This window comes from Glaesserella parasuis (assembly GCF_017352235.1).
Taxonomy (GTDB): domain Bacteria; phylum Pseudomonadota; class Gammaproteobacteria; order Enterobacterales; family Pasteurellaceae; genus Glaesserella; species Glaesserella parasuis.
The window spans coordinates 1905001-1919960 of sequence record NZ_CP071487.1; the positions used below are offsets into that span (position 1 = coordinate 1905001).

Sequence of the window (14960 nt, forward strand, 5' to 3'; positions counted from 1 at the left end):
AAAATATAGCACCGAAGCTGCGGCATCAGGCGTATCACAAATACGCCTTCGATTAACAACATCGAATGAAGTGAAACGGAATAAGATGTTGGTCAAGCACCCAACACGTTGAGTTGGCATAAAGTGCGGATAGAAATCAGAGGAATATTTGTGATACGCCTGTTGGGTAGGGGAGCGTTGTGTAAGTCGATGAAGGTGTATTGAGAAGTATGCTGGAGATATCACAAGTGCGAATGCTGACATAAGTAACGATAAAACGAGTGAAAAACTCGTTCGCCGGAAGACCAAGGGTTCCTGTCCAACGTTAATCGGGGCAGGGTGAGTCGGCCCCTAAGGCGAGGCTGAAAAGCGTAGTCGATGGGAAACGGGTTAATATTCCCGTACTTGGTAAAGCTGCGATGTGGGGACGGAGAAGGTTAGGTTAGCAGACTGTTGGATGTCTGTTTAAGTTGGTAGGTGGGAAGTTTAGGCAAATCCGGACTTCCATAACACTGAGAGATGATGACGAGTTTCTACGGAAATGAAGTAACTGATACCACGCTTCCAGGAAAAGCCACTAAGCGAAAGGCTTTACTAAACCGTACTGAAAACCGACACAGGTGGTCAGGTAGAGAATACTCAGGCGCTTGAGAGAACTCGGGTGAAGGAACTAGGCAAAATAGCACCGTAACTTCGGGAGAAGGTGCGCTGGCGTAGGTTGTAAGAGTATACCTCCGAAGGCTGAACCAGTCGAAGATACCAGCTGGCTGCAACTGTTTATTAAAAACACAGCACTCTGCAAACACGAAAGTGGACGTATAGGGTGTGATGCCTGCCCGGTGCTGGAAGGTTAATTGATGGTGTTATCGAAAGAGAAGCTCCTGATCGAAGCCCCAGTAAACGGCGGCCGTAACTATAACGGTCCTAAGGTAGCGAAATTCCTTGTCGGGTAAGTTCCGACCTGCACGAATGGCATAATGATGGCCAGGCTGTCTCCACCCGAGACTCAGTGAAATTGAAATCGCCGTGAAGATGCGGTGTACCCGCGGCTAGACGGAAAGACCCCGTGAACCTTTACTATAGCTTGACACTGAACATTGAATTTTGATGTGTAGGATAGGTGGGAGACTTAGAAGCAGGCACGCCAGTGCTTGTGGAGTCGTCCTTGAAATACCACCCTTTAACGTTTGATGTTCTAACGAAGATTACGAAACGTGGTCTCGGACAGTGTCTGGTGGGTAGTTTGACTGGGGCGGTCTCCTCCCAAAGCGTAACGGAGGAGCACGAAGGTTTGCTAATCACGGTCGGACATCGTGAGGTTAGTGCAATGGTATAAGCAAGCTTAACTGCGAGACAGACAAGTCGAGCAGGTGCGAAAGCAGGTCATAGTGATCCGGTGGTTCTGAATGGAAGGGCCATCGCTCAACGGATAAAAGGTACTCCGGGGATAACAGGCTGATACCGCCCAAGAGTTCATATCGACGGCGGTGTTTGGCACCTCGATGTCGGCTCATCACATCCTGGGGCTGAAGTAGGTCCCAAGGGTATGGCTGTTCGCCATTTAAAGTGGTACGCGAGCTGGGTTTAGAACGTCGTGAGACAGTTCGGTCCCTATCTGCCGTGGGCGTTGGAGAATTGAGAGGGGCTGCTCCTAGTACGAGAGGACCGGAGTGGACGCATCACTGGTGTACCAGTTGTCTCGCCAGAGGCATTGCTGGGTAGCTAAATGCGGAAGAGATAAGTGCTGAAAGCATCTAAGCACGAAACTCGCCTTAAGATGAGTTCTCCCTAGCTATAAGCTAGTAAGGGTTGTTGAAGACTACGACGTAGATAGGTCTGGTGTGTAAGCGGTGTGAGCCGTTGAGCTAACAGATACTAATTGCCCGAGAGGCTTAACTATACAACCTCAAGCGTTTTTGAAGTAGACGTGAGAGAGCTGAATAAAAGCAACAAACTAACTAAACAAAATAAAACAAAGAGACTCAGAACAGCTTGTTTCGAAATTAGAATAGTGTAGGGGCAAATTACATTTGCCCTTAAAGAACAGAAAGATGTAGGGGCAAATTACATTTGCCCTTAAAGAACAGAAAGATGTAGGGGCAAATTACATTTGCCCTTAAAGAACAGAAAGATGTAGGGGCAAATTATATTTGCCCTTAAAGAACAGAAAAAAGAAGATAGAGAGAATCATCAAAAGATTTTCCCGACGACAATAGTGCAGTTGTCCCACCTGATTCCATACCGAACTCAGAAGTGAAAAGCTGTAACGTCGATGGTAGTGTGGGGATTCCCCATGTGAGAGTAGAGCATCGTCGGGGGGTTATTAAAGAGAAGAACCGCAGGTTAGAGATAGTCGAGCCTCTCCCACAATTTGTGTAAATACCTGTTTCTGAGATAATACATTCAGACACAGGTATTTTATTATGAACGAAAAACAACTTCACGCCTTGGAAGCGGAATTTGCCAAAAATCTAAAAACACCGGAAGACCTCAATCAATTTTCACGGATGCTCAAGAAAATCACCGTCGAGGCTGCGTTAAATGGTGAACTGACCGACCATCTTGGTTATGAAAAACATCAGCCTAAAAAAGGTAAAAATGCACGTAACGGTTACACATCTAAGACCGTCATTTGTGATGAAGGTGAGATAGAAATTGAGACGCCTCGTGACCGTGACGGCACCTTTGAACCGCAACTTATCAAGAAAAATCAAACCCGCATCACAGGAATGGATGAGCAGATTATTGCCTTATATTCCAAAGGGTTAAGTAATCAGGAAATCGTTGAAATGTTCAAAGAACTCTATGATGCGGATGTGTCAAGCAGCCTGATTTCTCGCGTTACCGACGCCGTGAAAGAACGCGTAATGGAATGGCAAAATCGCCCACTTGATGCGGTTTATCCAATTGTTTACCTAGATTGTATCGTAGTTTCAGCTTTGCATTGTGCATTTAGTGCGTAACAGCTTGAAATTCGTTTCGTGGAAAGATTACAAAGCCGTCACCGCAGATTTAAAGCAGGTTTATCAGGCCCCGACGGAAGCACAGGCTCGCGAAAATCTGACCGCACTTTCGCAAAAATGGCAGGCAAAATACCCGCTTGTGGCGAAAGGCTGGGAAGATAACTGGGCAAATATTGCCACATTTTTTGATTATCCGGCTGATATTCGTAAAGCGATTTATACCACGAATGCCGTGGAATCGCTTAATAGCGTGATTCGTCGCGTGATTAAAAAACGAAATGTATTCCCGACGGATGATTCAGTTTTCAAAGTGATTTGGCTTGCGATTAAAGATGCATCAAAAAAATGGACAATGCCGATTCAGAACTGGAAACTGGCGATGAATCGATTTATGATTGATTTTGGTGATCGCCTAGACGATCACCGTTAAGTTGAAATGGGTGTTTACACAGAATTTGGGATAGGGTCGTTTAATACTGGTTTTATTATGTTGTACTTCCACGACTAATTAAATGGTAGCAGTTACCACAATTTCCACTTTCCAATTGGGGTTAGCCAATTTTGCTTCAACAGCAGCTCTTGGCGGTGCATTACCTTCAGCAACCCATTCGTCCCAAGCTCGGTTCATTTCATCAAATTCAATCATATTGCTTACAAAAACTTGAGCCATCAAAATTCGACTTTTATTTGTGCCTGCTTGGGCTAACCATTTATCAATTTCGGCTAACACTTGCTTTGTTTGACCGTACATATCTTGCGAATCATCTTCAGGGACTTGTCCTGCAAGATAGGCTACACCGTTATAAATTGCCATTTCAGATAGGCGTTTACCGACTTGAAATCGTTGGATCATTGTTTCTCCTAATGAAAGCGGTGAGTAGATAGCAAATTTTTGCTATTCTCTCACTGCTTGAAAATGAATTACTCGACTTTGACAATCCAGCCTTCAGGTGCCTCTACATCGCCAAATTGAATTCTGGTTAATTCAGCGTATAAACGTTTAGTGATAGGGCCAACTTCTGTTTCAGAATAGAATACGTGGAAGTTATCCCCATTTTGAATACCACCGATAGGGGTAATTACGGCTGCGGTACCACAAGCACCAGCCTCTGCAAACTGATCTAGTTGATCGATATAAACATCGCCTTCAATCGTTTCCATACCTAAACGCTCTTTAGCGAGATGAAGTAACGAGTATTTTGTGATACTTGGTAAAATAGACGATGAAGCAGGGGTAATAAATTTGTTATCTTTTGTAATACCAAAGAAATTTGCCGCACCGACTTCTTCAATTTTAGTATGTGTTTTTGGATCAAGGTAAATTGCATCTGCGAATTTACGCTCAACGGCTAATTCGTGAGGCAACAGGCTTGCTGCATAGTTTCCGCCCACTTTTACACCGCCGGTACCGTTTGGTGCAGCACGGTCATAATCAGACACAAGGAAATTCGCTGGAGCTAAGCCACCTTTGAAGTAAGCACCAACAGGCACACAAAAGACAGAGAAAATATATTCCGGTGCAGCACGAATGCCAATATTTTCACCCACACCAATCACAAATGGACGTAAGTAAAGCGTTGCTCCTGTTCCATAAGGTGCTAACCATTCTTGGTTTGCTTTGACAACCTCTTTACAAGAACGGATAAACATTTCCACTGGCACCTGTGGCATTAAAAGGCGATCACAGGTAGTTTGCATACGTTTGGCGTTTTGATCTGGACGGAAAAGATTAATCGAACCGTCTTTGCAACGATAGGCTTTCAAGCCCTCAAAACATTGCTGACCATAGTGCAATGCAGTAGAACCTTCGTGAATATGTAAAGTGCTGTCGGTAGTTAATTCCCCCTCATTCCATTTACCCTCTTTCCAATGTGCAATAAAACGATAATCTGTTTTGATATAAGAAAATCCGAGGTTTGCCCAGTCAATATTTTTAGTCATTGTTGTGTCCTTTATTTTTTTATATGAGATATGAGAAATTTACAACGTTTCTAAAGAAAAATGAATGTTTTCAATGAAAAAAATAGGATTTTTTATCGAAAGTGCGGCTTTGGGTGGCAATTTTTGTATATTCTGGTAGAATAGTAGGAAATTCTGCTATAAAAAAACCGCCCAACATGGGCGGTAGCTAAACCAAAAGGTTCAAAATATACAGGAAGTGAAACGAGTAACTTTTTTGTTACTCTAGTCTAGTTTCCTAGACCAATATGCAAACACAACATCATACTTAAAATTCAAAAATAGCTAAAAGACAGCTATCACTATCCATCTAAGCATGGTGCTGAATTTTAGAGATGTTTGACCAGTTATACAAACGAGATTTTTTAATTTTATTTATCAAAAAAAGTAATCTAAAAAACTCACTTTTTCTAGTAAAAATTATGAACAATAAAAAGTTACCGCCACTCAATGCTCTCAAGGCATTTGAATCTGCTGCTCGTCATCTTAATTTTACGAAAGCAGCAGATGAACTATTTGTTACCCAGGCCGCAGTTAGCCATCAGATTAAATTACTTGAAGATTTTTTAAATATTCAACTTTTTCATCGGAAAAATAGGGTGTTAGAATTAACGGAACTTGGTTTGCAATATTTTGATGAAATTCGTCCGCTATTAGAGCAAATTGCTAAAGCAACGGATAAAATTCGTTCTAAAAATAATAGACAAATTCTTACAATTAGTGTGCCTCAAACTTTTGGTATGCATTGGCTTGTTCCTCGGTTGAGTAAGTTTCATGAGCGGTTCCCCCATATTGAGGTCAGGATTAAAGGTGTAGATCAAGATGAGGCTCAGCTTGGAAAAGAAATTGATGTTGCTATTTATTATGGTTCAGGTAAATGGGAGAATGTGGAATCTATTCGCTTAACAGAAGCTCCATTAGTAATTTTAGCTTCTCCTAAGTTCTTAGAGGAAAATCCGTTAAAATCACCAAAAGATCTGATTGGAAAAACATTATTGCATGTATTTAGCCGTAATAAATGGAAGCGAACGATTGAATATTTTGGTTTAAGTGAACAAATTGATGTTGAGGAAATTGGTCCAATTTTTAGTCATACATTTATGGCATTACAAGCAGCTTTGTATCAGCAAGGTATTGCTATTGCCAACAAGACTATTGCTCAGCATGAATTAGAACAAGGAAATTTAATTGAGCCTTTTTCTACAGGATTAAATGATGAAAAATCATTTTATGTTGTTTATCCATCTCAAATATCAGACAATCCTAAAGTACAGCATTTTGTTGATTGGATTACGAAAGAAATTAATATATCTGAGTAGTATAATAACTCAAGAGGAAATATGAAGTATCAGTGGATTTTATTTGATGCGGATGAAACGTTATTTTCATTTAATTCATATTTAGGTTTACAAGCAGTTTTAGCTTGTTATGGTATAGAGTTTTCCCAAGATGATTATGAAGCTTTTCAAGCTGTGAATAAGCCCTTGTGGCTTGCATATCAAAATCAAGAAATCACAATTGAACAGCTTCAAATATGTCGATTCTCTAACATTGCAAAAAAAATTGGAAAAGACGAATTAGCTTTAAATAATGAATTAATGTTAAAAATGGCTGTAATAAGTAAACCATTATCTGGAACTATAGAGGTATTAGAAAAATTGTTTGGAATAATTAGAATGGGAATTATTACAAATGGTTTAGAAATCTTGCAAAAGAAGCGTCTGGAAAATACTAATACAGAAAAGTATTTTGATATTGTGATTAGTTCGGAGGTTGCAGGGGTGCCAAAGCCAGATGAAAGAATTTTTAAGTTTGCTTTTCAACAAATGGGAGATATAAATAAGTCTAGAATATTGATGGTAGGAGATACTCTTTCTTCTGATATTTTAGGTGCAAATCAAATAGGTATTGATTCTTGCTGGTTTAACCCTTGCAAGGAAGTTAATCATACAGAAATTAAGCCAACTTATGAAATTACTGATTTAAAGCAATTACTTAATATTGTACTAAGTTAGAAATAAAGGATATATACGTGAAATTACAGCAGTTACGCTATATTGTTGAAATCGTTAATCAAAATATGAATATTACAGAAGCTGCTGAGGTACTTTATACATCTCAGCCTGGAATTAGTAAGCAAGTCCGTTTGTTAGAAGATGAATTAGGTATACATATTTTTGAACGATGTGGAAAACATATTAAAGCGCTTACTCCGGCAGGGGAACGTATTATTACAATTGCTCGGGAGATGTTGGCACAAGCCCAAGGGATTAAATCTATTGCAGAAGAGCAAACAAGTCCGCATAAGGGAATACTCAGAATTGCAACTACAAATACCCAAGCTCGTTACGTATTACCAAAGATAATTGAAAAATTTAAGAATAAATACCCCTCCGTAAGTTTACATCTTCATCAAGGATCTCCAACACAAATATATGATGCATTAATGGCAGGAGAGGTTGATTTAGCTATTATTACAGAGGCTCAATATCTTTTTGAAAATGTTATTCTGTTACCTTGTTACATGTGGAATCGTTCAGTGATTGTAAAACCAGATCATCCTTTGGCCAAGCTAAATAAGCGAAATAATAAATTAACTATTGAAGAGTTGGGACAATATGATTTAATCACTTATACATTTGGTTTTACGGGGCGCTCAGATCTGGATAAGGCTTTTAATAAACATGGTATTCTACCTAGAATAGTATTTACAGCTACTGATGCTGATGTTATTAAGACCTATGTTCGTTCTGGCTTAGGTATTGGAATTATGGCAACTATGGCATATACGAAGGAAGACAAAGATTTAGTTGCTATTGATGCAAGCCATCTTTTTCAATCTAGTATGACACAAATAGCTTTTAAGCGAGGTGTTTTTTTACGTAATTATATGTATGATTTTATCAATTATTTTTCTGCTCATTTAACTAAAATAAAAGTTGAAGAAGCTGAGCAACTTCGTGATAATAATGCGATTGCTAGGCTTTTTGAGTACGTTAGTTTAGAGGAAATTTAATGAATGCATTAAAAAATTAGAAGTATTAATTATTTCTTTTATTTGTATTGTTCAATCTATAAGGGCAGAAGAGTTTCATATCAAGTATAAGTCTAATTATATAATGCCAACATATATCCATTTTAAAAAGAGTGATGAATATTATTCAATAATATCTAAAATTAACATTCCTTTATATAATATAGTATTTAATACAGGTGGTAAAATACAAGGTAAACAATTTAATATGTTGAATTACCAAGATATAAGAAATGGGAAAACTTATGCTAAGGCAGAGGTTAAGGGAACAGTAATTCAATACGGGAAAGTAGTAGAACCACTTAAACAGGAGATCTTAACTTTACCAACGTTTGATTTATTTTCTATTGCATTTCAACTCAGCTATTATGGAGTATTACCGTATAATTTTCAAACGACAAATGGTAAAAAACTTTATCCACATAAGGATACGATTGTAAATGAATCTAGAGCTATTCTTAGAATAGGAGAAATAGACGTTGAGGAAATAACTTACAGATTCAAAACGGGTGCTAAACAGATTATAGTGAAGAAATTTTCAGGTGAAAAAATTTCCTCGTTATATTTCTTATAATAGGGATGGGGATAATTATGAGTTAATTTTTGATAGTTTTTTGAACTAATTTTAACTAACACTAGTTCTGATTAATCATTATTGACATATATGTAATATATTAGAGTTGCAAAAAATTATTAAGCAATGTAAATTTTTGTGAAAAGTGTAGGAGATGTCACATTTTTCTATTTTTCTTGATGACAACGTTTGGGAAATCAGTAGAGTAGTTGCTTATCCATCTTATGGCTTTTCTTTGAACCTTTAGTATTATGGACGATAGTTATATATTTCCCTTAAGCTCTCCAATAATTCGGATTTTACAAATTACCGATTCACATTTATTTGCATCAGATACTTGTGAACTATTAGGGGTTAATACCACTCAAAGTTTTCAAGCTGTGCTTAATATGATCATGAAAGAATCATTTGAGTATGACTTGATTCTTGCAACAGGCGATCTTGTTCAAGACCATAATCGAGAGGCATATCATCGTTTTGCAAAAATGGTTAAACCGTTGGTTAAACCACTCTTCTGGGTAGCTGGAAATCATGATTTACAACCACAGATGCGTAATGCTTTGTCTATTTATTCTCAAATTAAACCTGAAAAGCATATTTTAGTTGGTGATCATTGGCAGATAATTCTTCTTGATAGCCATATTCAAGATAGCCCTAAAGGTAGATTAGAGTCTTCTGAGCTTGCTTTTTTAAAAAGAAAGTTGGAAGTCCATCCTGAACGATATTCTTTAATTGTTTTACACCATAATATTCTGCCAACAAATTCAGCATGGCTTGATCAGCATAGCCTTTCTAATGTAAATGATCTACTTGCTACATTAAAAGCTTTTCCGAAAGTGAAGGCTATTGTACATGGGCATATTCATCAAGAGGTTGATGCTCAATGGAATGGGTATCGTATATTATCAACGCCTTCAACGTGTATACAATTCAAACCACATTGTAATGATTTCACATTAGATGCGATTCCTCAAGGGTGGTGGCGTGAGCTTTGTTTAAATATTGATGGCTCTATTGATACTGTGGTAAAGCGTTTAGATAACAACAATTTTTTACCCAATTTTAAAGCATTGGGATACTAGAGAAATTTATCCTTTTTAAGCAGCCATTAAGATTAGGAGTAATAGACAAACAGTTGTTAGAAATATTTATTCTCAATTATTTTGTATTCTATTTCTATTCAATTTGATTTTCGCAGTGTCCCCCTTTTTGTAAACAGCAGATATTATACAGTGTCACATCTGAGATATTCATCAATGCTTCTTCTGTTAAAAATGCTTGATGCCCTGTTAAAAGCACGTTATGGCAAGAAGACAAACGGCGGAAAACATCATCTAAAATCACTTCATTTGATTTATCTTCAAAGAAAAGATCACGTTCGTTTTCATAAACGTCCATACCTAACGCACCGATTTTACGACGTTTTAATGCTTCAATCGCTTCAGGAGTATCAATTAATGAACCACGGCTGGTATTGATGATCATCACGCCGTCTTTCATTTTGTCAAAAGCCTCTTTATTCAACAGATGATAGTTCTCTGGCGTAGCTGGGCAATGTAGGGTTATCACATCGGACTTAGCATAAAGTTCATCAAGTGTGACATATTTTGCCCCAATTTCTTCCACAATAGGATTTTTAAATGGGTCAAAGGCAAGAATATTCATTCCAAAGCCTTTTAAAATTCGCGTTGTTGCAATACCAATTTTCCCTGTGCCAATCACTCCAACGGTACGTTTGTACATATTAAATCCGATTAGCCCTTCAAGAGAGAAGTTTGCTTCACGGGTACGTTGGTAAGCACGATGAATACGGCGGTTTAATGTCATCATTAAGCCAACGGTATGTTCAGCCACAGCTTCAGGGGAATACGCAGGTACGCAAACAACTTGAATACCAAGTTCTTTGGCTGCTTGTAAGTCTACATTATTAAAGCCTGCACAACGCAAAGCGATCATTTTCACGCCCACTTTTGCCAGTTTCTCAAGCACTGCTCGGCTACCATCGTCATTTACAAAAATACAAACAACATCGCAACCTTCCGCCATTTTAGCTGTACGCTCATTGAGCATAAAATCAAAAAATTCAAACTCAAAATGGTATTGTTGATTAGCTATTTCGAGGTATTTTCGATCATAATTTTTGGTACTAAAAACGGCGACTTTCATTGTGCTTTCCTAAATAAGTTTATCATTCACTAATTCAAATGCATTAGATAGTTTTATTGAGAATTCTTGAGGAGTATATTTATCTATTTTTTCTTTCCATATTCTAATCATCTCATATCTATTTGTTAAGCTAGTGTCCCAACATTCAGAAACTAAAGATAAATCAATACAATTCAATATATGTTTAATACGAGCCACATACTTAAACAAAAAATTATAGTGTAGTTTAGATAATTCATGAGTACCTAAAACTTTAAAAATAAATTTTAGATCTTCATCAATATCCTCTATTCTCTTTTTTCCTCCTGCAGAATATTGATCTCTCATATTTGGACAAATAATAGAATAGTAAGAAACCCAAAATGCACATAGTCTCGAATAATTTGAATTAAAAACTTCAGGGTAAAGGATAAATCCCTCAGCAATAAGATCTCGTTTTTGCTCTTTTTCTAAGTTTGTAAAATCAATAATTTCAAAATTTCTACTAAAAGTACTTTCCTCATCAATCCACCATAGTGAATTATCTTTTCCTAACTTAGATTTATAATATTTCTTAATAGATTTAACTGGTTGTTCCTGATTTCTTAATTCATCATATGATATATTCATTAAGTCAAAAATAGATTCACCTTTCGGTAAATTCATATCTATTTCATATCTAGGATAATGAGTAACAGAAATTCCAAATAAACAATCCTCATAAGTTCTGTACTTAATATCGGGTATTCCTCCACACTTACCAAAGAACATATAAATTTTCTTTACACACTCAATTCTAGACGATTCAAGTACACTATTGCCTATGGACTTCCATTTATCATCCTTAGTAAATTTAACCTCAACTCCCCAGTAATTATTTATAACAATATCAGGGAAATCTCTGTCTGCTGTACGATATAAATTCCCTTTAAATAAAGTACCATCAGCACAAACTTGCATACAGTTAAAAACCAAACTTTCAAATTTGTTCCCTGAATTTATTGATGGATCTAAATTTTTTAGTACCAGATCACGAGTTTTATCTAATAACTCTTCAAATTTCTGTTTTTCATTTATATCCGCTGTAGTATAAATCATTTCAGGGTTTCCTTTACAGATTGAGCAAGATGCCATGCAAATACAGGGGCTACTGCATTGCCTACCTGCCTATAAGCATCAGTCGTCGAATTTAAAAACTCAAAGTTATCTGGGAACGACTGAATACGAGCTGCCTCTCTAGCAGAGAGCCTCCTCGGCAAGCTATAGTGAAATTCAATATTTCCATGATGCTCAGCCCTCATTGTTGGACCTGGGCGATCCGCTTTTGTTTTGGTGTTTCCTTGAGTTCCTTGAAATAACTTAGCTTTAGAATAGCCACTATTTGGTAGAGAAAAATGTTTTTCATCATTTTCTAAATCACCGATTGCCCTTTTTAAATCAACCCATTTTTCTGTAGATTGAAATAAATCCTCGCTATCTGAATGAGTTTCTCGGGGAAAGAAAAATTCTGATGTCAAATCATTGCGAACACCGACAATTATTACCCTTTCTCGAGTTTGAGGAACACCATAATTAGCTGTATTCAATAGTTGGTATTTAATTTTATAGCCAATCTTTCCAAAATCTTCGACAATAGTATTTATAGCTAAACCATTTTGCCATGTAAGCAATCCTTTCACATTTTCAGCTAAAAATAGTTTAGGCTTTACCTTATCTACAACATCAACCATACTGAGATAAAGATTTCCACGTTCAACCGCTAATCCTTGTCGCTTTCCAGCTAAGCTAAAATCTTGACAAGGAAACCCACCTAGAACAACATCAGCTTCAGGCAATGTACTTTTATCAACTAGTGTAATATCTCCACATACTACGGGAGTTTCAGGGAAATTATGTTTTAAAGTCTTACAAGCTTTTTCATTAATATCGTTCGCCCAAACCACTTCGAAGGGATTTTCATCGTATCTTTTATTTAAAAAGTCAAACCCACCTTTAAATCCTAAATCCAACCCTCCAGCTCCAGAGAATAACGAAATAACTCGGAATTTCTTACTCATATATCCCTTACACTTGAACAATATCAATGCGATTATGCTGTTCTGCCACTCTTGCTCGAATTTTCGCTTCGAGTTGGTCGATCAATTTATCATTGTCAAAACGCTCTTTTTGACGAACGCCATCAAGATAAAAACCGCTCATTTTATTTGAGCCGGTCACGCCAAGATCAGACACTAACGCTTCACCCGGACCATTCACCACACAGCCGATAATGGATACGTCCATCGGTGTAATAATATCTTCCAAACGTTGTTCAAGGGCATTGACCGTGCCGATCACATCAAATTCTTGACGAGAGCAAGTTGGGCAAGCGATAAAGTTGATCCCACGAGAACGGATACGCAATGATTTTAGAATATCAAAGCCCACTTTGATCTCTTCAACAGGATCTGCGGCTAATGAAACACGAAGCGTATCACCGATCCCCTCTGAAAGTAATAAACCTAAACCGATTGCTGATTTCACAGCCCCTGCTCTTGCACCGCCTGCTTCCGTAATGCCTAAATGGATCGGTTGTTTGATCGCTTTAGCTAACAAGCGGTAAGATTCGACGGCTAAAAAGACATCGGACGCTTTCACACTCACTTTAAATTGATCGAAGTTAAGACGATCTAAGATCTCAACGTGGCGAAGTGCTGACTCTAACAGGGCTTCTGGCGTTGGCTCACCGAATTTCTCTTGAATATCTTTTTCAAGAGAGCCTGCATTTACCCCGATACGAATAGGAATATTTTTATCTCTCGCACAGTCCACCACCGCACGAATACGCTCTTCCTTGCCGATATTACCTGGATTGATACGCAAGCAATCCACACCATATTCCGCCACTTTCAACGCAATACGGTAGTCAAAGTGAATATCTGCGACAAGCGGTACTTTTACCTGCTGTTTTATCAATTTAAAGGCTTCTGCTGCGTCCATTGTTGGCACAGACACTCGCACAATATCCGCCCCGACACGCTCAAGAGCTTTGATTTGTGCTACAGTCGCTTCCACATCTGTGGTTCGTGTGTTCGTCATTGATTGAACAGCAATCGGTGCATCGCCCCCCACAGGCACATTACCGACATAAATTTTGGTCGATTGACGACGCTTAATAGGTGGTTCTTTTAACATATTATTCCGCTAAAGGTAATTTGAAACGTGCAACTCGTCCATCTACTTTCAGTGGAACAACTTGCCCTTTGTAATAAATTTTGACGTTAGCAGGCGCCCCCACAGTTAAACGATATTGTTCGTTATCGTTAAAACTTAATACTTCACCTGCCTTATAAAGTCTTTCTGCTAAGCGTTTGTTTTGTGCAGTACGCACAGTAATCCAACTTTCAGCCCCCGTAATCTCAATCCGCAGTTCTTCCTCTACTGCCGTTTGTGTAGGTTCTTCCGCTTGATTGCTTGCTTCTGTTTGCATTGCTTGTAAAACATTAACCGCCTGCTCAGTTTCTGTTAGAGCAGCTACCTCTGTCGGAACCTGTGCTGCAACACTTCCTGAATTAGGCGAAATAACCATTGAAATTCTTGAGCTACCTGTTTGAACGGGAGGTGTGACTTCTGTTTGTGTAAGCACAGGCTCAGTTTGCACAGATTGAACTAGCTCAGCTTGCTCTACAGCAACAGGCGTGCGGCTTTCTGCTACTGTTGCAGGTGTTGCAGGTTCTGCATTTTTAGCAGGCAATGTTACCGCTTGCGGAACTTCTGCTGGGGTTGGTTGCGGTTCAACCGGTGTCACTTGAGGCTCTTCGACAACTTTAGCCGTTGCTTCTGTGGTATTCACAATCAACTGCTCACGGTTAGCCTGATCTTTCTGATGCTCTTGCCACCACCAAGCCAACGTCATACCAACGGCACTTAACAACACAATCCACGTCAGCCCTTTTACCCAACGCATTTGCGACTTATGGTTTTTAACCGCAATCGGTGCAGCTTTTCGGACTTCTTTTGGAATTGTCACTTCACCGTAATTCACTGAATTTACAAGGGTTTCAGGCAAACGCAGAAAACGCACATAATTACGCACATAACCACGCACGAAAGCTGGTGGCACGCTTGGCAAAATAAAAATATCATTCTCTATCGCTTCGAGGTGGCTTTTTTTCAGATTTGTTTTTCGAGCCACGTCCTCAATCGTCAAATTTAATGCTTCACGAGCATTTTTTAGCTGTTGTCCTAAAGAAAGTGTCATTGTTTCCGTCATTGTCATTGCTTTTTCTATATAAAAATTAGGTGAGAAGTTTAAAGAGGTATAGCT

Annotated in this window: 11 protein-coding genes, 2 rRNA genes and 2 pseudogenes (1 of these 15 running past the window's edge); 8 read left to right on the plus strand and 7 right to left on the minus strand. The window is 38.4% G+C overall.

The window, feature by feature from the left end; genetic code table 11:
• The 3 genes and pseudogenes from J1G47_RS09650 to J1G47_RS09660 form a co-directional block, all read left to right on the plus strand.
• Positions 1-1879: ribosomal RNA gene (locus tag J1G47_RS09650) — 23S ribosomal RNA — on the plus strand (it extends 1138 nt beyond the left edge of the window).
• Between the two features lie 302 nt (positions 1880-2181).
• Positions 2182-2297 (plus strand): 5S ribosomal RNA (gene rrf / locus J1G47_RS09655).
• Positions 2298-2402: 105 nt separating this feature from the next.
• Positions 2403-3372 (plus strand): annotated as a pseudogene (locus tag J1G47_RS09660) (transposase).
• A 78-nt stretch (positions 3373-3450) separates the two neighbouring features.
• Here J1G47_RS09660 and J1G47_RS09665 read toward each other — a convergent pair.
• The gene (locus J1G47_RS09665; protein ID WP_005710362.1) at positions 3451-3795 is read right to left on the minus strand and encodes a RidA family protein; all 345 of its coding nucleotides are present in this window, start codon (positions 3793-3795) and stop codon (positions 3451-3453) included.
• Positions 3796-3863: 68 nt separating this feature from the next.
• On the minus strand, positions 3864-4883 hold the full coding sequence (locus J1G47_RS09670) for a branched-chain amino acid aminotransferase (RefSeq protein ID WP_035497241.1): 1020 nt from the start codon (positions 4881-4883) through the stop codon (positions 3864-3866).
• Between the two features lie 440 nt (positions 4884-5323).
• On the opposite strand from J1G47_RS09670, the gene J1G47_RS09675 reads away from it, so the two are divergent.
• From J1G47_RS09675 to cpdA, 5 genes and pseudogenes are all read left to right on the plus strand, one after another.
• Positions 5324-6220, plus strand: coding sequence for a transcriptional regulator GcvA (locus tag J1G47_RS09675; protein WP_015940068.1), 897 nt, complete (start codon positions 5324-5326; stop codon positions 6218-6220).
• A gap of 21 nt (positions 6221-6241) precedes the next feature.
• Positions 6242-6916: a pyrimidine 5'-nucleotidase gene (gene yjjG / locus J1G47_RS09680; protein WP_010786074.1), complete on the plus strand. Its 675-nt coding sequence runs from the start codon at positions 6242-6244 to the stop codon at positions 6914-6916.
• A gap of 17 nt (positions 6917-6933) precedes the next feature.
• Positions 6934-7917, plus strand: coding sequence for an HTH-type transcriptional regulator CysB (gene cysB, locus J1G47_RS09685; RefSeq protein WP_075592125.1), 984 nt, complete (start codon positions 6934-6936; stop codon positions 7915-7917).
• Between the two features lie 7 nt (positions 7918-7924).
• Positions 7925-8558 (plus strand): annotated as a pseudogene (locus J1G47_RS09690) (hypothetical protein).
• Positions 8559-8760: 202 nt separating this feature from the next.
• Entirely contained in the window at positions 8761-9591 is an 831-nt protein-coding gene (cpdA, locus tag J1G47_RS09695) for a 3',5'-cyclic-AMP phosphodiesterase (RefSeq protein WP_207326606.1), read from the plus strand.
• Positions 9592-9685: 94 nt separating this feature from the next.
• Here the strand turns inward: cpdA and J1G47_RS09700 are convergent, their stop codons facing one another.
• Genes J1G47_RS09700 through J1G47_RS09720 form a run of 5 tightly spaced genes read right to left on the minus strand, consistent with a single transcriptional unit; the run spans position 9686 to position 14912 of the window.
• Positions 9686-10675, minus strand: coding sequence for a 2-hydroxyacid dehydrogenase (locus J1G47_RS09700; RefSeq protein ID WP_112063083.1), 990 nt, complete (start codon positions 10673-10675; stop codon positions 9686-9688).
• Between the two features lie 9 nt (positions 10676-10684).
• Positions 10685-11752, minus strand: coding sequence for a hypothetical protein (locus J1G47_RS09705; protein WP_005710371.1), 1068 nt, complete (start codon positions 11750-11752; stop codon positions 10685-10687).
• Positions 11749-12711 carry a DNA cytosine methyltransferase gene (locus J1G47_RS09710; protein ID WP_005710372.1) on the minus strand — a complete coding sequence of 321 codons (963 nt, stop codon included), beginning with the start codon at positions 12709-12711 and terminating at the stop codon, positions 11749-11751. The genes J1G47_RS09705 and J1G47_RS09710 overlap by 4 nt, the downstream gene beginning before the upstream one ends.
• A gap of 7 nt (positions 12712-12718) precedes the next feature.
• On the minus strand, positions 12719-13828 hold the full coding sequence (gene ispG / locus J1G47_RS09715) for a flavodoxin-dependent (E)-4-hydroxy-3-methylbut-2-enyl-diphosphate synthase (RefSeq protein WP_005710374.1): 1110 nt from the start codon (positions 13826-13828) through the stop codon (positions 12719-12721).
• A gap of 1 nt (position 13829) precedes the next feature.
• A complete protein-coding gene (locus tag J1G47_RS09720) occupies positions 13830-14912 on the minus strand; it encodes a RodZ domain-containing protein (protein ID WP_015940071.1) in 1083 nt (360 codons plus the stop codon).
• Positions 14913-14960: the final 48 nt, after the last annotated feature.